Here is a 19,940-nt window from a genome sequence, read left to right as displayed (position 1 = left end):
CATCTAAAAACACCGTCCGTTCGGTACATGGGAATGGTTTGCGCCGTCGCCCCAGCCCTTGGTGCATGCCAAGAACAGTAAGGCCGGGCGTCGCTCATGGCAAGGGTCCAAACATGACCAGCCCACTAAATGGACGCCGCTTGCCTGCGCCCCTGGTTTCATGCTGCGTTCTTGGTTCCGTTGCCTACTGTTCAGTAACGGTAGGCAACATCGAGGGAGTGACTTCACCATGCAAAGCCCATTCGGGCGAAAATGTCTCCTTCTCCTCTACCCGGCGCGGCTTCCTGGCGGCTGCACTGACCGGCGCGGCCTTGACCCTGGCCCCGGTTTCGTTCGCGGCAGCCGCTACCGGAACCAGCAAGACCAAGACGATCACCGGCCATCTGGATCCGGGCGCCGCAGATTTCGTCTATTTGCCGATCGAGGTCCCGGCTGGCGTCAACAAGATCAGCGTTTCGTACACCTACAACAAGCCCCAGGTGGCCTCAGGCCTCCTCGGGAACGCCTGCGACATCGGAATCTTCGATGAGAAGGGCACCGACCTCGCCGGAAAGGGTTTCCGCGGCTGGTCCGGCGGTTTCCGGACCGAATTCAGCATCAGCGCCGGCGAAACGACGCCGGGCTACTTGCCGGGACCCATTGGAAAGGGCACCTGGAACGTCGTGCTCGGCCCCTACCAGGTAGCCGAGCAGGGCCTTGACTACACCGTGAACGTCACCCTTGAGTACGGACCCGACGTCGCTCCTTTCAAGCCCCAGTACCCGCCGCAGCAAATCGCCGGCCGCGGCGCAGCCTGGTACCGCGGCGACGCGCACCTGCACACCGTCTACTCGGACGGAAAGCGCACCCCCGAGGAAGTCGCAGCCGGTGCCCGCGCCGCGCGTCTCGACTTCATGATCTCCACGGACCACAACACTCCGGCATCGCACGGCGTCTGGGGACCGCTCGCCGGCAACGACCTCCTCATCCTCACGGGCGAGGAAGTCACCACGCGAAACGGTCACTACCTCGCGCTCGGCCTGGAGCCGGGCGAATGGATCGACTGGCGCTACCGGGCCCGCGACAAGGGGTTCGAGCAGGAAGCCCAGCGGATCCACTCCTCGGGGGGCATTGTTGTTCCGGCCCACCCGTACTGCCCGTATGTCGCCTGCCGCTGGAAGTTCGGTTACGACGACGCCGACGCAGTAGAGGTATGGACGGGCCCGTGGACCATTGACGATGAGTCCTCCGTCAACACGTGGGACTCAATGCTCGCCCACTCCGTTCGCACCGGGGGCCGGTGGCTCCCCGCGATGGGCAACAGCGACGCCCACAGCGTCCCGCAGGTCATCGGGTTCCCCCACAACGTGGTCAACGCAGCAGCGTTGTCCCGCGATGCCCTGCTTGACGGCATCCGCAATGGCCGGAACTGGATCGCCGAGTCGGCTGACGTCTCGGTGGACTTTCAGGTCACCTCGGGCGGCAAGAGCGCAACCGTGGGCGACCGGCTCAAGGTCGCGGGAGACGCCCCGGTCACGGTGACGGCGAAAATCGCCGGCGTGCCGAACGGCGTCGTACGCTTCATCACGGACGAAGGACAGACCCAGCAGGTGACGCTTCCCGCATCGGGCCAGGGAACCAGCACCTGGGTTACCACCCCGCAGCTCGCGGCGTACGTGCGCGTAGAGGTGCGGCACCCGAAGATCGACGGAACGTCCGGCAGCGGCACGGAAATGGGAACGGCCATCCCGCTCGGTCCCATGGCAGCGCTGACCAACCCGATCTTCCTGGGCGCCAGCTAGTCCACAACAGTCCGATCCAGTGAGGGAGTCCCTGCCAGTACCCCTACCAGCAGGGACTCCCTCGCCTTGGAATTCTCCTGTTGGATGGATAGTGCCAATCCTCCGTCCACAAACAGGAGAAAAATGCTGACCGTCAATGCTTACGCCGCCCCGTCCGCGAGCGAAGCCCTCGTTCCTACCACTATTGAGCGCCGCGACGTCGGCGCCCACGACGTGCTGATCGAGATCAAGTACGCAGGCATCTGCCATTCAGACATCCACACCGTCCGCGGCGACTGGGGCCCGCAATCCTATCCACTCGCGCCCGGACACGAAATCGCCGGAGTTGTCACGGAAATCGGCTCCGACGTGACCCGCCACAAGATCGGCGACCGCGTCGGTGTCGGCTGCATGGTCAACTCCTGCCGCGAATGCGAGAACTGCCGCAAGGGCGAGGAGCAGTACTGCCTCAAAGGCATGACCGGGACCTACGGCGCAGTCGACCGCGACGGGACCATCACCCAGGGCGGCTACTCCACCCACGTCGTCGTGACTGAGGACTTCGTGGTGCATATCCCCGAAGGAATAGAGCTCGACGCCGCAGCTCCCCTGCTGTGCGCAGGCATCACCACGTATTCGCCGCTCCGGCATTGGGGTGCCGGCCCGGGCAAGAAGGTCGGCGTCGTCGGACTCGGCGGGCTGGGGCACATGGCCGTCAAGCTCGCGCACGCCATGGGCGCCGACGTCACGGTACTCTCCCAATCGCTGAAGAAGATGGAAGACGGCTTGCGGCTGGGCGCCGACCAGTACTTCGCGACGAGCGAGCCGGCCACCTTTGAAGAGCTTGCAGGGACCTTCGACCTGATCATCAACACCGTCAGCGCCCCGATCGACATCAGCTCCTACCTTCAGTTGCTGGCGCTCGATGGCGCGCTGGTGAACGTGGGCGCGCCGGCGGAACCCCTGCCCGTCAACGTGTTCTCACTCATCACGGGACGGCGCTCCTTCGCCGGATCCGCAATCGGCGGCATCCGCGAGACCCAGGAAATGCTCGACTTCTGCGCCGAACATGGACTCGGCGCCGAGATCGAGGTCATCCCGGCCGACAAGATCAACGATGCCTACGAGCGGGTCCTCGCCTCAGATGTTCGGTACCGCTTCGTCATTGACGCGTCCACATTGGGCTAGGCGGGACGGGCAAGCGTAACGTCAGTGCGCGGGGCCCGTCCCTCCCCGTAAAGTCCCTGCGGGGCACGAGCAAGTGGCTTCGGCCGCCCGCTCGTGCCGCGCAGGGACTTTTTGCTGTCCTTTGGTAAGCGTTCACCGGCCAGTACCCATTTGGTTACAGTGGCCAACTACCGTCCTAGGTGTTCTACGCGCGTAGACCTCGCACCCCGTCACCTCATCAAAGGACCCGAACGTGCCATGAATACTGTCGATCTCAAAAAGCCCTCGGAACCCGACCTGCACTTTCAAACCCCCGAAGGCCGCGCCCGATTCAGAACAGCAATCATCTCCACCTGGCTAGGAACAACCATGGAGTACGTGGATTTCGCCTTGTACGGCCTGGCCGCAGGCCTGATCTTCGGCAACGTTTTCTTCCCGGGAAGCTCACCCGTTATCGCCCTCTTGTCCGGCTTCGCCACGTATGCCGTTGGGTTTCTTGCGAGGCCCCTCGGAGCCATCTATTTCGGCCGGCTCGGAGACAAGCGCGGACGGAAGTTCGTACTTGTCGCGACGGTGGCGCTCATGGGAGTTTCCACCACCCTAATAGGCCTTATCCCTGGTTATGACCAGATCGGTGTCGCCGCCCCGGCCTTGCTTGTCCTGCTCCGTCTCGCCCAAGGGTTCGGCGCCGGCGCGGAATTGTCCGGCGGTGCCGTCATGCTCGCCGAATATGCACCAGCAAAGCGCCGTGGCCTGGTGGCATCGATTGTGGCGCTCGGCTCGAATAGCGGAACGCTCCTCGCCTCGGCCATCTGGCTAATGATCATCCAGCTTCCCCAGCAGGAGTTGCTGTCTTGGGGCTGGCGCATCCCTTTCATCGGCAGTTTCATCATCACTGCAGCGGCGCTACTTATCCGCCGCTCAATGTCTGAGAGCCCTGTGTTCCTCAAGCAACAGGATCTCTTGGACAATTCGACGGAGGAGCAGGCGAGCAAACCGGCCGGTTCCTTCTGGTCCAGGCACAAAGCCTTCTTCATCATGGTTGGACTCCGAATCGGCGAGAACGGACCCTCCTACCTCGCTCAGAGCTTTGTCATCGGGTACGTCGCCAAGGTCCTGCTTGTCGACAAGTCCGTCCCGACGTCGGCCGTTCTCATTGCGTCCATCCTCGGTTTCGGCGTGATCCCGCTAGCCGGATTCCTTTCGGACCGTTTCGGCCGCCGGCTCAGCTACCGCGTATTCTGCCTCCTGCTGGTTCTGTACGCCGTGCCTGCCTTCGCGTTGCTGGACACGCGCGACCCGGCAATCGTCATGTGTGTCATCATCGTGGGCATGTGCCTGGCATCGTTGGGAATCTTCGGCGTCCAGGCCGCGTACGGCGTCGAACTGTTCGGGGTCAACCACCGCTACTCCCAGATGGCCTTGGCCAAGGAACTCGGCTCTATCGTCTCGGGCGGTACAGCCCCTTTGGTGGCCGCCGCGTTGCTGGCAGGGTTCGGCCACTGGTGGCCGATTGCCGCGTATTTCATCCTCATGGCCGGAATCGGCTTGGTCACAACCTTTTATGCCCCTGAGACCAAAGGCCGTAACCTCAATGAATTCGAGGATGCCGTCTGAGCAATTGCTAGAGTAACCGCCGGAGGAACATCAAACAGATAGGCACCATGCGACGAGATATCGGCAAGGTAACCCGAAGGGAAGTTGCGCTTGCAGCCGGAACATCTGAAGCCGTTGTGAGCTATGTGGTCAATAACGGCCCCCGTCCGGTTTCCAGCTCGACGAGGCAGAAGGTCCTGGACGCCATCGCGGAAACGGGCTACCGGCCTAACACCATCGCGCGGTCCCTGGCTGCAGGTTCGACTAAGACTTATGGCTTGATCGTCCCGAACATCCGCAACCCCTTCCTGGCGGCTCTAGCCCACGCTTTACAGAAGGAAATGTTCTCCACTGGCAGGATGTTGCTGCTTGGTGATTCCGATGACAACAAGGAACGCGAAAGTGAAATCTTGCGGACCTTCATCGAGCGCCGGGTAGACGGCATTATCTGGTATGGCGTCGACAGGGATATAGATCTGCGGGAAGCTCATGCAGCGGGCGTCCCTGTCGTTGTCCTCGACAAAACACCAGCCGGCTCGGGGGCTGCCTCGGTCTTCATCAATGAGACAGAGGCAGCCTTCGAAGCCACTAAACATTTGCTGGATCACGGCAGGACATCTGTTGGCATCATTTCAGGGCCACAGAAGAACCTAAACTCCCAAGACCGTATTAGTGGCTGGAAGCAAGCGTTGGAACTATACAACCTCTGCGCAAGTGACTGTCTCAGCTTCGAAGCGGACTACACCAGGGGCGGCGGATATGTCGCCGCAAAGGCAATGTTTTCCGGATCAGTCCAACCCGACGCCGTTTTCGTTTCGAACGAACTGCAGGCCATCGGTTTGCTTGCCGCAGCGGCCGAAATCGGTGTACGCATCCCCCAGGACCTGGCCGTAGTCTGCTTTAACGGCACGATCAACTCCGCATTTAGTACCCCTACACTGACGGCCGTCGAACAACCCCCCAAAGCCATCGCCAAAGCCTCCATAAAACTACTTCTGGATTCCGGTCCTTTCATCGTCGAATCCATCGAATGCGACTTCCATCTGCGGAGGCGAGCGTCCTGCGGATGCGACTACGAAAGAAACACTTTTGACAGAGACCAATAGCAAACGAACGCGCATCATCGTGGATTGTGATCCAGGGAATGGCGTCCCCGGCGCAAACGTCGACGACGGCCTCGCGCTTGCTCTCGCAATCGCCGCCGAAGAGCGGATAGAGCTCGCGGCCATCACCACGGTTTCAGGAAATACCCCGAGCCGCATCGGATACTCGGTGGCTCGTACCATGATGGAGGACCTCGGACTCCAGATTCCGATCTATTGCGGCGCCGAACGCGCACTTCAAGAACCGGACGGCCCGTGGAGGTCTTACCTCGACGCCCCCATCGACGCCCCTTCGCTTGCCGGTCTCTGGGACGGCGTGCCACGAGTTCGGGACTTCGAACAAGAACTAACGGCCCCCGCGGCGATTCAGATTGCCCAGCTCGTCCTCGCAGACCCGGGCAATGTGACCATCGTTGCCATTGGACCGCTTACCAACGTCGCCCAGGCAATGCTCCTCTACCCGCAACTTGCAAGCGCAGTGGCGGAGATCATTGTCATGGGAGGCTCATTCAACACCGAGGGCACGCTGAAAGACACCAACTTCGGAGTCGACCCCGAGGCTGCCCGCATCGTTCTCAGGAGCGGGGCTCCCATCACCTTGGTACCCCTCGACGCTTCGGAACAGACGATGCTCACCCTCGACGATTTGACGGAGCTGGAGAACGTCGACAACGACCTCGCCCGGTGTGTTCTTCCTTGGACCCGCGCCTGGCTGAAATACTCTTCGGAAACACGCAGCATCCCCGGCTGCTGGCTCCACGACCCCTTGGCCGTCGCAATCTTGCTTGACCGATCCATCGCGCGCAGCAAGGAGTACATGGTTGACGTCGAATTGAGTGGTGCGCTAACCCGCGGAAGGTGTATTCGTTGGGTACGCGGCAATTTACGCCCCACGGTGGGCGTTGATACAAGTAGCGCCCGATCAATCAACGTTCTGACTCAAGTGGACAGCAGGAAACTCGTCAAAACGCTCATCGACGCAATCAGGGACTACGGAAGATGAACAAGAACCGACTCGAGGCATTCAGTGACGGCGTCCTCGCCATTGTCATCACCATCATGGTGCTTGAGCTGCGGGTTCCGCCGGAACCGAGCTGGCATGCCTTGCTGAGCGTCTTTCCCACGTTCCTCAGCTACTTGCTCAGTTTCGTCTACGTGGGGATCTACTGGAACAACCACCACCACATGATCCATCTGGCGGATCGGGTCAACGGCCGGATACTGTGGGCGAACCTGCACCTGTTGTTCTGGATATCCCTCTTCCCGTTCAGCACGCGATGGATGGATGACTCAGGCTTCGCCGAGGTACCTGTGCTGGCTTACGGGTTCAACCTGCTCTGCGCCGCCATTGCCTACTTCGTCCTGCAGCAATCGTTGATCCGGCATCAGGGACGGCAGGGCGCGCTCTCCCAGGCGATTGGCCGGGACTGGAAGGGGAAGACGTCGCCGCTCATCTATCTGGCCGGCCTTGGCCTCTGTCTTCTGCATCCTTTGCTCGCCGTCGCCGCGTACACCGTCGTGGCATTGATCTGGCTGATTCCGGACCGCCGCGTGGAACACTTTGTCATCCGCGCGCACCAGGAGCGAGCGGAGTAGCGGGGCCCCCCGGACCACCGGATCAACCAGCGCCAAGGACGGGGACGCCAAGGCGCGATAGCTCCCTTATGGTCGGATCTTTGGCTGGCGCGTCGGTGATGATCCCGGCGACGGTGGCAAAGGGCAATACCGCATAGCGCGAAGCGGCCCCGATCTTCTCGGTACTGGCGAGGACGTACGTATCGGCCGCCCGGGCCGCCAGGGCGCGTTTCATGGCGGCTTCGTCGGCGTCGGCGGTTGTCAGTCCGTGGACGGAATGGACTCCCGTGACGCCCAGGAAGAACAGCTCGGCGGATATGGCTTGGGTCGCCTCGACGGCGGCAGCCCCGCACGTCACGGCGGAGTGTTTGAACAAGCGACCACCGAGGAGGAACACTTCGATGAGTGGGTGGTCGATAAGCGCCGAGGCGATGGTCGGGCTGTGGGTAATCACAGTGCAGTCGAGCTCAGCAGGCAGCGCGCGAACCACCGCGAGGGTGCTGGTGCCGCCGTCGAGGATCACGGCGGAACCCGGCCGGACCATCGAAGCGGCGAGGGCAGCAATGCGGCCCTTGCTCTCGGGTTCAACGGTAACGCGGGTTGCGTAGTCGGCGATGGCGGGAGAAACCGGCAGCGCACCGCCATACACACGCTGGCACAGCCCGGCCGCGGCAAGCTCGCGCAGATCGCGGCGCACGCTGTCTTCGGACAGTCCAAGTTCGTGGGCGATGTCCTTGGCGATCACTTTGCCGTCGGCCGCTAGGCGCTTGAGGAGATACTCGAGTCGTTCGGCAGCAAGCATGCACGTTTCTTCCTGAAGTTACACGTTTATGCACTATTCTAGCGGGATGACTCCCAGAAACGATGCCCCTCCCGCGACGTTGCGTCCCGGAATTGATGTGCCCGACCACCGTGGCCGCACCGGTCTCGACCACGCCGGCCGAGGACTTGACCGCAATCCGGCCGTGGTGGTGCGCGACGTCGAGGTGACTTCCGAGGGTTGGCACGTGCTGCGTCGCACCACGTTCGACTACCGCCGCCGCGATGGCCGATGGGTCACGGAGCAACGCGAAACTTACGATCGAGGGAATGGCGCGACGATTTTGTTGTACGACGCCGGCAGGGGCACGGTTCTACTCACGCGGCAGTTCCGCTTTCCTGCCTATGTCAACGATCATCCGGACGGGATGCTGATCGAAACTGCTGCCGGGTTGCTGGACGACGATGATCCCGAAACGGCCATCCGTCGTGAGGCAAGCGAGGAGCTCGGCGTCGTTGTCGGAGCCCTGCGGCACGTCTTCGAGGCATACATGAGCCCCGGATCGGTCACCGAACGGCTGCACTTCTACGTCGCGCCCTACACCCCGGCGGACCAGACAGGCCCCGGCGGCGGAGTAGCCGCGGAGGGCGAGGACATCGAAACCCTCGAGATTCCCTTCGCCGATGCCCTCGCCATGATCGACGACGGCCGGATCGTTGACGGGAAGTCGATCATGCTCCTCCAATGGGCAGCACTCAACAGCCTCTTCCACGTACCATGAGCCGCCGAAGCGTCCGATCCCCGGCTCGCCGAAGCACTTCAGACCCGGCGTGAGCGCCGTTCAAGCAGGAGCGTATCCCGCCATTGGCCGGCGAGGGGGCCCGCGCTCATCCGTGCGATGCGTTCACGGCGGCCAACGATGGTGAAGCCATTGGCCTGGTGAAGGCGGATGCTGGCTTGGTTTTCGGGGAAAATGCTCGACTGGATGGTCCAGATGCCATGCTCTTCGGTCGACGCGGCCAGCGCTTTCAGCAGCAAGCTTCCGACACCCCGACCGCGGGCAGAACCGGCGACATAGACGGAGTGTTCGACGACGCCGGCATAAGCCGGGCGCGCAGACACCATGGAAACGGCCGTCCATCCCACCACGTGGCCGGACGCAACCGCCACGAATCGGTGATCAGGAAGGCGGCTCGCGTCGAATTGTTCCCAGTCAGGAGCTGCCGCCTCAAAGGTTGCTTGCCCGGTCTCGATACCCTCCGTGAAAATCGCACGGACCTCGGACCAATCATCGGGACTCATGGGCCGGATCAGGACGGCTCCGGCTTCGCTGGACATCCACCCATTATGCACATGGATTGACGAGCCCTTGATTGAAGTCCTCGACCTTGTTGCACTTGTCCCATGAGCAAAGAACAGCTGATCATCATCGGATCCGGCCCTGCCGGCTACACCGCGGCAATCTATGCCGCCCGGGCGGGCCTGAGCCCCATCGTCCTTGCCGGATCGGTCACCGCCGGCGGCGCGTTGATGAACACCACGGAGGTGGAGAACTTCCCCGGCTTCCCCGCCGGAATCCATGGCCCCGAGCTCATGGATGGGCTCCAGGAGCAGGCCGAGCGCTTCGGCGCCAAGATAGTGTTCGACGACGTCACTGAAGTCCAGCTGCGTGGCCACCTCAAACGTGTGGTCACCGGCTCGGGCGACACCCACGAGGCACCGGCTGTCATCCTTGCGACCGGTTCCGCCTACAAGGAACTCGGTTTGCCCGAAGAGAAGAGACTGAGCGGTCACGGCGTTTCGTGGTGCGCCACGTGCGACGGCTTCTTCTTCCGCGAGCAGGAAATCATCGTGGTGGGCGGCGGTGATTCCGCGATGGAAGAAGCGATGTTCCTGACCCGGTTCGCAAAGACCGTGACTGTCGTCGTCCGCAGGGAAGAGCTTCGGGCCTCCCGGATCATGGCCCAGCGGGCCAAGGACAACCCGAAAATCCGCTTCGCATGGAATTCCGCCATCACCGCCATCCATGGCGACACCAAAGTCACCGGGGTGACCCTGGCCGACACACGTTCCGGCGAATCGCGTGAACATGCGGCTACGGGCATATTCGTGGCCATCGGACATGTCCCTCGAACGGACCTTGTTGCGGGACAAGTGGAGCTCGACGCCGAGGGCTACATCAAAGTGGACTCCCCCACCACGGTGACCAATCTCTCCGGAGTCTTCGCTTGCGGTGACGCGGTGGACCACCGTTACCGCCAGGCCATCACCGCCGCCGGCACGGGTTGCGCAGCGGCGCTGGATGCCGAGCGGTACCTCGCCGCGCTCGACGACGCGGACAGCATCGCCACGGCGCTTGTGGAAGAACCCACCCACGCTTGAACCCACCCAACTGACTCGCATTAGTTGTCGTTTTGAGGGCTCAAAGCGACAACAACTGCGAGTCAGTTGGGCGAGCCGCGCTTATCAAGCTGCACCTAAAACCCACTTTTCGGCATGCCTAACTTAACGGTATCCTCATCATGTCCGTATCCCCGATGTTGAGGAAGCCATGGCTGCGACTATCGCGGAGCGACCGGCGAGCAAGACCCGGTGGAAGTCCCGGCTGCTTTTATTGGGTCCGGCTTTCGTGGCTGCGATCGCATATGTGGATCCGGGAAACGTCGCGGCAAACCTTACTGCCGGCGCCAACTACGGCTACCTGCTCGTGTGGGTCCTGGTAGCGGCAAACATCATGGCGGTCCTGGTGCAGTACCAGTCCGCAAAACTTGGCTTGGCCACCGGACAAAGCCTTCCGGAACTCCTGGGCAAACGCTTGGGAACCCACCGCCGCAGACTGTTCTGGGTCCAGGCAGAGGTAGTTGCCGGGGCTACCGACATGGCCGAAGTCATCGGCGGAGCCGTAGCCCTCAACCTTCTCTTCGGACTGCCGCTCCTCATGGGTGGAATCATCATCGGCGTGGCATCCATGTTGCTCCTGGCGCTCCAGTCGTCACGGGGCCAGAAGTCCTTTGAGTACGCCATCATGATGCTCCTGGCGGTCATCGCCGTCGGTTTCGTTTCGGGGCTCTTCGTGAATCCCCCCGAGACCGGTGGAGTATTGGCTGGTTTGGTGCCGCGGTTCGAAGGCACGGACACTGTCCTCCTCGCTGCGAGCATGCTCGGCGCCACCGTCATGCCGCATGCCATCTACCTGCATTCGGCCCTGGCCCGTGACCGGCATGGTTTCTCGGAAGATCCCGCCGTACGGACAAGGCTCATCAGGACCACCCGCGTTGACGTCGCGGCCGCTTTGATGCTGGCCGGAGTCGTGAACATCGCCATGCTCCTTTTGGCGGCGTCCAGCCTGCGGGGAGTCGAAGGAACCGACACGATTGCCGGGGCCCATGCCGCCGTGACATCTGCCCTTGGTCCAGTCATCGGCGTGGCTTTCGGCGTCGGCTTGCTAGCCTCGGGCCTCGCTTCGACCTCCGTCGGATGCTACGCCGGCGCAACGGTCATGGGCGGACTCCTCAAGATCCGGGTGCCCTTGCTGCTCCGCCGGGTAGTCACGCTGGTCCCTGCCCTCGTCATTCTCGGCGCGGGCATCGAACCCACCCTGGCGCTCGTGTTGAGCCAAGTCCTGCTGAGCTTCGGCATTCCTTTCGCCTTGATTCCGCTCATCCGGCTCACCGGCAAGCGCGAGGTCATGGGCATCCACACGGATTCCACGGCATTGAAGATTGCCGGGTGGACCAGCGCCGCACTGATTGTGGGCCTCAACTGTGTCCTCATCGTCTTGACCGTCACAGGGAAGTCCTAGGTCCATGAGCAACCCCCAGGCCCTGGCCCGTCGGCTGGGTACCTTTGACGCGGTCGTGATCGGGTTGGGCTCCATGATCGGCGCCGGCGTGTTCGCGGCCTTCACTCCGGCCGCTGCCGCCGCGGGATCAGGATTGCTGCTTGGACTCGTCGTCGCGGCTGCTGTGGCATTCTGCAACGCGACGTCCTCCGCCCAGCTCGCCGCCGCATACCCGACGTCGGGCGGTACGTACATTTACGGTCGTGAACGGCTGGGACCGTGGTCCGGATATCTGGCCGGTTGGGGATTCGTCATCGGGAAGACCGCCAGCGCGGCGGCCATGGCCATGACCTTCGCCGCCTATGCGGCCCCTCCGGGGTGGGAACGTCCCGTGGCGATCGCCGCCGTCGTCGTCCTCGCCGCCGTGAACTATCACGGGGTGACCCGCACAGCCGGCCTCACGCGCATCCTGGTTCTCGCGGTACTGGCGGCCCTCGCCATTGGCGTCGCAGCCTGCTGGGGCGGTTCAGCTCCGTCCCCGGCCAACATCCCCGGCGATGGACTGCTTGCACACGGCTGGTACGGGATCCTCCAATCCGGCGGGTTGCTGTTCTTCGCCTTCGCCGGCTACGCGAGGATCGCGACCATGGGAGAGGAAGTCCGCGACGCCCGGCACGCCATTCCACGTGCCATAGGGATCGCGCTGGGCATCGCCGTCGTCCTCTACGCGATCATCGCGGTGACCCTTCTCGCCACTCTCGGCCCGGACCGTGTGGCGGGAACCTCAACGCCGCTCGCTGCCGCGGTCGGAGCCGGGACTTTTTCCTGGGCCGTTCCGGTGGTCCGCGTGGGAGCCGCCGTCGCCTCCCTCGGGGCCCTGCTGGCGCTCATCGCCGGCTTGGGCCGGACCACCCTGGCAATGGCCAGGCACCACGACCTGCCGCACTGGCTCGCCGCAGTCCATCCCCGCTACCGTGTCCCGCACCGCGCCGAAGTCACTCTCGCCGTTGTGATCTGCGTGATCGTCGCGGTCGCCGACCTGCGCGGCGCGATCGGCTTCTCTTCTTTCGGTGTGCTCATCTACTACCTGGTCGCCAATATTGCGGCGTTCACCCAGCCGGCCGAAGACCGCCGATATCCCAAAGCGCTCCAAGTGTTCGGCGCACTGGCTTGCGTAGTCCTCGTGGCCACGCTTCCGCCGCTATCGGCAGGCCTGGGCGTGCTCATGTTCGCGGCCGGCATCATCCTGCGCGTGGTCAGGCTCAAGCGATAGCGTCATGCGCGGGCGCGGAGGCAGCAGGCTGTTCCTTAGGCGGCATCCGCCGCGAGGGCCGCCCGGCCAACCCAATGATAAGCAGGGCCAGGACCGTGAGAGCCGCGCAAGTCGCGAAGACGCCTTGGTAGCCGAACGCCGTCGTCGATCCAAAAGCGATGATCGGGCCCGAAACGATCGCGCCGACGCGCCTCGTGTTGGTGTAGAGGCCCGAGGCCAGTCCCGGACGCGGAATCAGCCGCTGGAACAAGGTCAGCCCCACACCCGCCACGATCCCGAAGAACCAGGCGTTCAGGACCTGGAGCGCAATCAGGGTGGCCGGATTGGAGACAAACGCCATGGCCGCGTAGTAGGCGATCCCGGCCACGCATCCCGACGCAATGAGCGCCCGGCTCGAGTAGCGGCGCGCCAGCCGCCCGATCAGGAAGAGCGCCGGGATCTCGAGCGCGGCAGACACGCCGAGCGCGATGCCCGCCCAGATGATGTCCACGCCGAGCCCCTGGGTCAGGAAAAGCCCCATGATGGACACAGCGGCGCTGTTAGTTGCCTGCAGGGCGATAAAGCCGAGGACGACGGCGGCGACCCCCGTTTTCGAGAACGGGTGCCCATCCTCTTCGCCATGAGCCCTGGGCCGGTCCTCGACGGCGGCAGCACGCCCCCGGGAAATCATGGCAGCAGTGGTGGCGACATTGAGGACGGCGACCGCACCGAGGGCGAGCAGGATGGCCCGATTGCCCAGGGCGCCCATGATGAAGGTCGCGAGGGGTGGCCCGGCCACCCAGGCGAACGAGACAATTGCGCGCGTGTTCACCACATCGGTCGCTCCGGCACCTGAGTGCCTGAGGTGGGCGAACAGCAGCGAGCTGCCGACCCCCGCCGGGCCGCCCAGGACGATCAAGCCCACGACGGCGAGCGGCAGCGAGGTGCTCACGGCGAGGAGTGCGGAGAGCGCCAAGGTCAGGACGCCGCAGGCCAGCATGGGGCGCAGGTAGTCGTTTGCGCGGTCTGCATAAGCCGGCACGAGAAGGGATGCGACGAAGCCGCTGGCATTGTAGACGGCAAGGACCCATCCCACCTCGGCCGGGGTGGCGTTGAAGAGGGCCACCAGCAGGAGCGCCAAGGCAGGGTTGAGGAATGCGAACTGGAGCCCCCACAACAGCGCCGCAGAGGGGACGAGCAAACGCTTCATGCTTCCATTCCGTTTATCCACGCCCTCCACCCTAGAAGCCTTCCGGGCCGCGAGGGAGGCCCTGCCGGTACCTGTATCAGCAGGTCTTCCGGCTGGTCAGGGCTGATTTTGGACGTCGGCCCGACTGGATCCGGCCAACCGACGAGCTCTGACAAAACCCGAATCAGGGGTGGACTGCGGAGGTCGCACAGAGCAGGATTGAGCCATGAGCATCCATGAGGCACTTCTGAAGCAGGCCAGCATTACCGCCACGGAAGCCACGCTCGTGGCGAAGTTCGAGATCGAGGGCAACATCCCTGGTTCCGGCGCCTTTGTCGTGGGTCTGGTCGCGGCGACTCCGGACTATTCCTCTCAACGAAGACTGGGCATCGAGTTCATGAACGGGGAGGCGATTGCCTTCTTCTCGTTCAACCATGACCAAAGCGCCGAAGAAAATTACGACCTCAAGGGTGTTGAACACTCGGGGAACGTCATTACCGGCCATTTCCCCCTCTCGGCGATCAACGGCCTTGGCAAGGGACACGTCATGACGGCCTTCAGTGAAGCCGACGGCCGCGAGTTCCAGTCCGGCGTCGCCGTCGAGGAGTCGCTCTAGCCGGGCGGCCAAATCCATGCCCGATTCGCCGTTGCGTGTCATGTGACACATGCGCGCGAAGGAATAGCCCCTGCCGGGTTACCGTTGACGCGAGTAGTTCAAAACAACGACGGCAGGAGAATCCGTGGACTTCACCCCCGAATCCGGCACCATCACTATGTTCTCGACCACTTGGTGCGGTTATTGCAACCGACTGAAGAAGCAGCTTGACGCCAAGGGCATCGGCTACAACGAGGTCAACATCGAAGAGGTTGAGGGCACCGCCGAACTCGTGGAGAAGCTGAACGGCGGCAACCAAACCGTCCCTACGGTCCTTTTCCCGGACGGCACTGCTGCCACCAACCCTTCCGCAGCCGAGGTCGAAGCGCGCCTCGCCGCCTGAACCCCCGCAGCCTGAGTTATCCAGGTGGTGCGGCTGGTTCCAGGCGCACCACCACGGATTTAGACGCGGGAGTATTGCTGCCTTCGGCGGTCGAATCCAGCGGTACAAGGACGTTTGCTTCCGGGTAATACGCAGTCACGCAACCGCGGGCTGTGGGGTAGGCGATCAACCGCAACTGACGCAGGACCCGGTCCACGCCGTCGTCGGCTTCGCTGTGGACGTCCACATAGCCGCCGTCGGCAAGGCCCAAGTCAGCCAGGTCGTCGCGGTGCGCAAAAAGCACCATGCGGCCCTTCTTCACGCCCCGGTAGCGGTCGTTCATGCTGTACGTGGTCGTGTTGAATTGATCGTGGGAGCGCACAGTCTGGAGCAACAGGCGCCCTTCCGGGACCCGGATAGTCTCAAGGTCGTTGACCGTGAACATTGCCTTCCCCGTGATGGTGGGAAACTTCCGCTCGTCCCGGGGGCCATGGGGCAGGACGAAACCGTCACGGCTCCGGGCTTTTTGGTTGAAGTCCTCAAAGCCCGGCACCACGTGGGAAATGTGCTCTCGAACTGAGTCGTAGTTTGCCTCGAAGCCTGCCCAGTCAACTGGGACCTTGTGGCCGAGTACCGTCGCGGCCATCCGGGACACGATCGCCACTTCGGACAAGACTTTGTCGGAGATCGGCTCCAGCCTTCCCGCCGAACGGTGTACCGCGCAGACGGTGTCTTCGACGGTGACGAACTGCTCGCCGCTCGCCTGGCGGTCTATTTCCGTTCGGCCCATCGTCGGCAGGATCATCGCTTGTTCCCCCACCACGGCATGGGAACGGTTGAGCTTCGTGGAGATCTGGACGGACAAGCGGGTCTTGCGGACGGCTGCCTCGGCCGCAGTTGTGTCCGACATCGCATGCACGAGGTTTCCACCGAGCGCGACGAGCACCTTGATCCGGCCGTCCCGCATGCCGCGGATGCTGTCCACGGAGTCGACGCCTGGGTGCCGGGGCGGGTCGAAGCCGAATTCCTGCTGCAGGGCGTTGAGGAACGGTTCGGGCATCTTCTCCCAAATACCCATCGTCCGATCGCCCTGGACGTTGCTGTGCCCGCGGATCGGTGAAGGGCCGGCGCCGGGTTTGCCGATGTTCCCGCGGAGCAAGAGCAGATTGACGATCTCCTTGATGGTCGCCACGGCCTTCTTGTGCTGGGTCAGGCCCATGGCCCAGGTAATGATGACCTTCTCCGCGCGCAGGTAGCGGGAGGCGAGCTCATCGATTTCCTCCGCCTTCAAGCCCGTTGCGGCGAGGACGTCCTGCTCATCAAGCTCTTCGATGTGGGCTTGGAACTCTTCGAGTCCTTGGCAGTGCTCCTCGATGAACGCATGGTCAAGTACTGCCCCCGGTGCCGCCGTCTCTGCTTCCAGGACCCGCTTGGAGACGGCTTGAAGCAACGCCATGTCCCCTGCGAGGCGGATCTGAAGGAACTGGTCCGCCAGGTCCGTTCCTTTGCCCACCAGCCCACGGGGCCGCTGAGGGTTCTTGAAGTTGATGAGCCCGGCTTCCGGAAGAGGGTTCACCGCGACAATGCTGGCACCGGCGAGTTTTGCCTCTTCCAAGGCGGTGAGCATCCGGGGATGGCAGGTCCCTGGGTTCTGGCCCATGATGATGATCAATTCAGCCTTGGCGAAGTCCGTGTAGCTGACGGCGGACTTGCCCACGCCGATTGTCTCGCCGAGGGCCAGCCCCGTGGACTCATGGCACATATTCGAGCAATCGGGCAGGTTGTTGGTCCCGAAGGCCCGGACGAAGAGCTGGTAGACGAACGCAGCTTCGTTGCTCGTCCGGCCGCTCGTGTAGAAAGTGGCCTCGTCGGGCGATTCCAGGGCATTCAGTTCACGGGCAACAATCCGGAACGCATTGTCCCAACTGATGGGACGGTAATGGCTCGAACCGGCAGGTTTGTAGACGGGCTCCACGAGCCTGCCCTGCTGGCCCAGCCAGTATTCCGAGCGCCCGGCGAGGGAATCGACGTCGTTCTCGTCCCAGAAACCGGACGGAACCTTGAGCGGATCAGCCTCCCACCCGACGGCCTTCGCGCCGTTCTCACAGAACTCGGCCAGCTTCCGCTCCGGGGGATCCGGCCAGGCGCAGCTCATGCAGTCGAAGCCGTCCTTCTGGTTCATGGCCAGCAGGGACTTCCAGGTGCGGGACGGTCCCATCTGGCTCAACGCATGGGGTAAGGAGTCCACCAGGCTGGGCAAACCCGCGGCGGATCGCTTCGGCGGTCCGACGGTGAGGTCCGCGTCGGAATCGTGGACAACGGATGGCTTCTTGTCCATTGTTCTACCTCGGTCCACTTGTTTGTGGCCTCAAGCGTAGTCCCGGCGGTATTCGTCTACAACGGCGTACTGGTGCTCGTCACAGGGAGCAGGCTCTGGAAATCGCCGTCGATGAGTTCGGCGTATTCTGCGTAAGCCGCGACGACGGCGTCCTCCACTGTGGGTACGTCCAGCTGCGGCAAAAGGTCATTGGCCGCCCCGGCTGTGGCCGGATCCCACTCCAGTCCGAGGGCGCCATAGCTGGCAGTGAGGACTTCACGGATGGGTGCCGAGTTCTCGACGACGATCACCGAACTGAACAGCCATCCCCCGGAGACCACCCTCTGGGCGGTGCCGACCAGCTTGATCTGGTGTGTTGGAAAATCCGGATCCAGGCCGTGGACGCTGAACTCACCCGGGCAGTACTCGCCGGGGATCTCCCCGACGGCGGCCTGAACGCCGACGCTGCGGAGCGCGCCCGCGAGGAGCTCGCCAAAGAGGGAGAAACGGGCCTTCGCCCCGGCAATCGCGTCGGCGTGCGGCTCCACGTGGTCGATCACCAAGGTGCCCCGGTGGTAGGCCGCTGCCCGGCCTCCGGCCTTGCGGATCAACGGTTCGAACCCGAAGTCCCGGCAAGCCTCGGACGCGGCCTGGAATCCCCGCAGCTTGGCATCGCGTTGCCCGAACGCCACGGTCGGGCGGGGCCGGTACAACCGCAGCGTCGGCGCCAGAAGCCCCCTGCGGGCACGGTTGAGGAGCTCGATCCCGAAGTCCAGGTCATCAGCGACGCCGAGCGACTCTTCCTGGCGCACCACCGTGAGCGTGCGCTGTGCCCGGGCGAGGTCCTCGACCATCAGCTTTTCCTCAACGTGAGGATCTGCTCCGCGCGGCCGAAGGGGCCGCTGATGTCGTGAAGCACCGTGGACGTCAGGCCGATGCCGTCATTGCCGAAGGAGACCATGTTGTCCAGGCCGAGCCATTCGCCCGCAGGTTCACGGTACATGTGGATCTGCAGGTCAAGGTTGGGAAAGATGTAGCTGTTCTTGCCCGGCGAAACGCGCGCGGCAATACCGTTGGCTGTGTCCACGAGTCCAACGAGCCTCGCGACATCGCGGCTGTCCGCCGCATCGGTGAGGGGATGCTCCGTACGGATCCAGACTTTGCCCGAGCCTGCCCGGTGTCCTTCCGCTATCCGCATTTCCAAGGACCGGATGTAGCCACCCGGCCACACGCTCGCACCGTCCCACGGCTTACATTCGTTCGGGGCCGGCATTTCAACGTCTTCAATGGCGGCGACGGCACTCGTGTCGCTGGTTGCCATGCGCCAGGCGGTGGCCCGGATAGCCACGCGTCCTGCCGCAGAGAGTTCCGCCTGGATCAGTTCGATGGTTTTGCCGGGGCGGACCGTGGCTGTGGTGATGTTGAATTCGCCGCCCGGGATCAATCCAAGGATTTCGTAGCTGAGGCGGGCCATCCGGACGTCGTCGCGCGGCTCATGGCGGAGCAGGGCATCAGCCATAATGCCCGATGCGGGCGCCATATGCTGCTCGTGCGGATTCCATGCGCCCTGGGCGTGGATGGTTGAGCGGAACCGCCCATTCCCGAGGGATTCGTAGTAGAAGTCGCCTTCCGCAAGGTCCGGAAGCTCAATACTCAACGTCTGCCCTTTCGCCGGTCCGGTAATGGAACTCAGACCACTGTATCTTCTGGCGCCACAGCCGTCCGACGTCGACGCCGCATGACCAGCCAGACTGCCAGTCCGGCTATTGCGAGGGCCAGGAGAGCGGCACCCAAAGGGGAGGCCGCCATAACAGCGAGCCAGGCATCTATCGCCGCCAGGCCGATGGTCGCGTAGACGAAGGCCCAGATGCCCGAGCCAACGATTGCCGCAGGGAGATACCGGCTGAGCGGCATTCTCGCAGCACCTGCAGCCAGGTTGACAGCGGTTTGGAGTCCGATTGTCAGGAAGGTCAGCACGACGGCGTAGGGGCCAAAGCGCTGAATCAAGGCCTGTGCTTTGCCGGCTTTGGGGCGATGCAAGGCGCGTGCGAAACGCGTGCGTTCGAGTCCAGCCGCCGCGCCGCGGCCGATCCAGTACGTCGTGTTGACCCGGACCATCACGATGGCGAAGAGTGCCACAAGCGCCACTTCAAAGGGCAGGTCCAGGATCTGGTCCACGCGTCCCTCCCCGGTCGTCTCCGCAGCCAAGTCTTACCTTAGCTGAACGCGGCGGCCGGTCCGCGAGTTACGAACTCCCGACTGCGCGGTCGATCGTGAAATCACCACCCGGATACAGGATGGTCTCGTGGCCATCATCAAAACGCACGAAATACGGCGGAGCACCGTTTGCACCGCGGACTTCGATGATCTCGCCGTGCCGGTCGGCCGCCCCGACCGTCCTGCCATGAATGATGATCCGATCTCCCTGGGCTGCTTCCACAGGAACCACCTCCCAGCATTCAG

The 19,940-nt window shown here is 63.3% G+C and carries 20 protein-coding genes; 12 read left to right on the top strand and 8 right to left on the bottom strand.

Annotated features, from left to right (window positions below):
* Positions 1–218 precede the first annotated feature (218 nt).
* From ACSVHC_RS20145 to ACSVHC_RS20120, 6 genes are all read left to right on the top strand, one after another.
* Positions 219–1,781, top strand: a complete 1,563-nt coding sequence (locus tag ACSVHC_RS20145; protein ID WP_437770309.1) for a CehA/McbA family metallohydrolase — start codon at positions 219–221, stop codon at positions 1,779–1,781.
* A gap of 123 nt (positions 1,782–1,904) precedes the next feature.
* Complete coding sequence (locus tag ACSVHC_RS20140) at positions 1,905–2,948, top strand: NAD(P)-dependent alcohol dehydrogenase (RefSeq protein WP_437770310.1); 1,044 nt, start codon at positions 1,905–1,907, stop codon at positions 2,946–2,948.
* Between the two features lie 276 nt (positions 2,949–3,224).
* Positions 3,225–4,544, top strand: a complete 1,320-nt coding sequence (locus ACSVHC_RS20135; protein ID WP_439181405.1) for an MFS transporter — start codon at positions 3,225–3,227, stop codon at positions 4,542–4,544.
* A gap of 47 nt (positions 4,545–4,591) precedes the next feature.
* The gene (locus ACSVHC_RS20130; RefSeq protein WP_439181249.1) at positions 4,592–5,629 is read left to right on the top strand and encodes a LacI family DNA-binding transcriptional regulator; all 1,038 of its coding nucleotides are present in this window, start codon (positions 4,592–4,594) and stop codon (positions 5,627–5,629) included.
* Entirely contained in the window at positions 5,613–6,629 is a 1,017-nt protein-coding gene (locus ACSVHC_RS20125; RefSeq protein WP_437770312.1) for a nucleoside hydrolase, read from the top strand. Before ACSVHC_RS20130 ends, ACSVHC_RS20125 begins: the two co-directional genes overlap by 17 nt.
* Positions 6,626–7,222 (top strand): TMEM175 family protein, encoded by a 597-nt coding sequence (locus ACSVHC_RS20120; protein ID WP_437770313.1) that lies wholly within the window; start codon positions 6,626–6,628, stop codon positions 7,220–7,222. The genes ACSVHC_RS20125 and ACSVHC_RS20120 overlap by 4 nt, the downstream gene beginning before the upstream one ends.
* Positions 7,223–7,244: 22 nt before the next feature.
* On the opposite strand, the gene ACSVHC_RS20115 is transcribed toward ACSVHC_RS20120, so the two are convergent.
* The gene (locus ACSVHC_RS20115; RefSeq protein WP_437770314.1) at positions 7,245–8,003 is read right to left on the bottom strand and encodes a DeoR/GlpR family DNA-binding transcription regulator; all 759 of its coding nucleotides are present in this window, start codon (positions 8,001–8,003) and stop codon (positions 7,245–7,247) included.
* A gap of 46 nt (positions 8,004–8,049) precedes the next feature.
* Here ACSVHC_RS20115 and ACSVHC_RS20110 point away from each other — a divergent pair, with 46 nt between their 5' ends.
* A complete protein-coding gene (locus tag ACSVHC_RS20110; protein ID WP_437770315.1) occupies positions 8,050–8,742 on the top strand; it encodes an NUDIX domain-containing protein in 693 nt (230 codons plus the stop codon).
* 38 nt (positions 8,743–8,780) lie between these two features.
* Here ACSVHC_RS20110 and ACSVHC_RS20105 read toward each other — a convergent pair whose 3' ends face one another.
* Positions 8,781–9,299, bottom strand: coding sequence for a GNAT family N-acetyltransferase (locus tag ACSVHC_RS20105; RefSeq protein ID WP_437770316.1), 519 nt, complete (start codon positions 9,297–9,299; stop codon positions 8,781–8,783).
* 66 nt (positions 9,300–9,365) lie between these two features.
* On the opposite strand from ACSVHC_RS20105, the gene trxB reads away from it, so the two are divergent.
* From trxB to ACSVHC_RS20090, 3 genes are all read left to right on the top strand, one after another.
* A complete protein-coding gene (gene trxB / locus ACSVHC_RS20100) occupies positions 9,366–10,343 on the top strand; it encodes a thioredoxin-disulfide reductase (RefSeq protein WP_437770317.1) in 978 nt (325 codons plus the stop codon).
* 169 nt (positions 10,344–10,512) lie between these two features.
* Complete coding sequence (locus ACSVHC_RS20095; protein WP_437770318.1) at positions 10,513–11,763, top strand: Nramp family divalent metal transporter; 1,251 nt, start codon at positions 10,513–10,515, stop codon at positions 11,761–11,763.
* A gap of 4 nt (positions 11,764–11,767) precedes the next feature.
* Positions 11,768–13,015, top strand: coding sequence for an APC family permease (locus ACSVHC_RS20090; protein WP_437770319.1), 1,248 nt, complete (start codon positions 11,768–11,770; stop codon positions 13,013–13,015).
* On the opposite strand, the gene ACSVHC_RS20085 is transcribed toward ACSVHC_RS20090, so the two are convergent.
* Positions 13,005–14,204 carry an MFS transporter gene (locus ACSVHC_RS20085; protein ID WP_437770320.1) on the bottom strand — a complete coding sequence of 400 codons (1,200 nt, stop codon included), beginning with the start codon at positions 14,202–14,204 and terminating at the stop codon, positions 13,005–13,007. The genes ACSVHC_RS20090 and ACSVHC_RS20085 overlap by 11 nt on opposite strands.
* Before the next feature lie 205 nt (positions 14,205–14,409).
* On the opposite strand from ACSVHC_RS20085, the gene ACSVHC_RS20080 reads away from it, so the two are divergent.
* Positions 14,410–14,799 carry a hypothetical protein gene (locus tag ACSVHC_RS20080; protein ID WP_437770321.1) on the top strand — a complete coding sequence of 130 codons (390 nt, stop codon included), beginning with the start codon at positions 14,410–14,412 and terminating at the stop codon, positions 14,797–14,799.
* 124 nt (positions 14,800–14,923) lie between these two features.
* A complete protein-coding gene (locus tag ACSVHC_RS20075) occupies positions 14,924–15,181 on the top strand; it encodes a mycoredoxin (RefSeq protein ID WP_236811230.1) in 258 nt (85 codons plus the stop codon).
* A gap of 16 nt (positions 15,182–15,197) precedes the next feature.
* Here the strand turns inward: ACSVHC_RS20075 and ACSVHC_RS20070 are convergent, their stop codons facing one another.
* The 5 genes from ACSVHC_RS20070 to ACSVHC_RS20050 are packed head-to-tail and all read right to left on the bottom strand — an operon-like array spanning position 15,198 to position 19,917.
* Positions 15,198–17,498, bottom strand: coding sequence for an FdhF/YdeP family oxidoreductase (locus ACSVHC_RS20070; protein ID WP_439181248.1), 2,301 nt, complete (start codon positions 17,496–17,498; stop codon positions 15,198–15,200).
* Between the two features lie 56 nt (positions 17,499–17,554).
* Complete coding sequence (locus tag ACSVHC_RS20065) at positions 17,555–18,331, bottom strand: lipoate--protein ligase family protein (RefSeq protein ID WP_437770323.1); 777 nt, start codon at positions 18,329–18,331, stop codon at positions 17,555–17,557.
* Positions 18,331–19,134, bottom strand: coding sequence for a thioesterase family protein (locus ACSVHC_RS20060; RefSeq protein ID WP_437770324.1), 804 nt, complete (start codon positions 19,132–19,134; stop codon positions 18,331–18,333). The genes ACSVHC_RS20065 and ACSVHC_RS20060 overlap by 1 nt, the downstream gene beginning before the upstream one ends.
* Before the next feature lie 32 nt (positions 19,135–19,166).
* On the bottom strand, positions 19,167–19,685 hold the full coding sequence (locus ACSVHC_RS20055; protein WP_437770325.1) for a DedA family protein: 519 nt from the start codon (positions 19,683–19,685) through the stop codon (positions 19,167–19,169).
* A gap of 37 nt (positions 19,686–19,722) precedes the next feature.
* Positions 19,723–19,917, bottom strand: a complete 195-nt coding sequence (locus tag ACSVHC_RS20050; RefSeq protein WP_236811241.1) for a DUF1918 domain-containing protein — start codon at positions 19,915–19,917, stop codon at positions 19,723–19,725.
* Between the last annotated feature and the right edge of the window lie 23 nt (positions 19,918–19,940).

This window comes from Arthrobacter sp. KNU-44, from assembly GCF_051843155.1.
In the GTDB taxonomy this organism is placed as follows: domain Bacteria; phylum Actinomycetota; class Actinomycetes; order Actinomycetales; family Micrococcaceae; genus Arthrobacter.
This window is presented reverse-complemented; position numbering and strand designations above follow the sequence as displayed.

Coding starts and splice junctions, on each gene's coding strand:
- ACSVHC_RS20140 (WP_437770310.1), top strand. CDS start 1,905: ATGCTGACCGTCAATGCTTACGCCGCCCCGTCCGCGAGCGAAGCCCTC.
- ACSVHC_RS20130 (WP_439181249.1), top strand. CDS start 4,592: ATGCGACGAGATATCGGCAAGGTAACCCGAAGGGAAGTTGCGCTTGCA.
- ACSVHC_RS20120 (WP_437770313.1), top strand. CDS start 6,626: ATGAACAAGAACCGACTCGAGGCATTCAGTGACGGCGTCCTCGCCATT.
- ACSVHC_RS20115 (WP_437770314.1), bottom strand. CDS start 8,003: ATGCTTGCTGCCGAACGACTCGAGTATCTCCTCAAGCGCCTAGCGGCC.
- ACSVHC_RS20110 (WP_437770315.1), top strand. CDS start 8,050: ATGACTCCCAGAAACGATGCCCCTCCCGCGACGTTGCGTCCCGGAATT.
- ACSVHC_RS20105 (WP_437770316.1), bottom strand. CDS start 9,299: ATGTCCAGCGAAGCCGGAGCCGTCCTGATCCGGCCCATGAGTCCCGAT.
- trxB (WP_437770317.1), top strand. CDS start 9,366: ATGAGCAAAGAACAGCTGATCATCATCGGATCCGGCCCTGCCGGCTAC.
- ACSVHC_RS20095 (WP_437770318.1), top strand. CDS start 10,513: ATGGCTGCGACTATCGCGGAGCGACCGGCGAGCAAGACCCGGTGGAAG.
- ACSVHC_RS20090 (WP_437770319.1), top strand. CDS start 11,768: ATGAGCAACCCCCAGGCCCTGGCCCGTCGGCTGGGTACCTTTGACGCG.
- ACSVHC_RS20085 (WP_437770320.1), bottom strand. CDS start 14,204: ATGAAGCGTTTGCTCGTCCCCTCTGCGGCGCTGTTGTGGGGGCTCCAG.
- ACSVHC_RS20080 (WP_437770321.1), top strand. CDS start 14,410: ATGAGCATCCATGAGGCACTTCTGAAGCAGGCCAGCATTACCGCCACG.
- ACSVHC_RS20070 (WP_439181248.1), bottom strand. CDS start 17,498: ATGGACAAGAAGCCATCCGTTGTCCACGATTCCGACGCGGACCTCACC.
- ACSVHC_RS20065 (WP_437770323.1), bottom strand. CDS start 18,331: ATGGTCGAGGACCTCGCCCGGGCACAGCGCACGCTCACGGTGGTGCGC.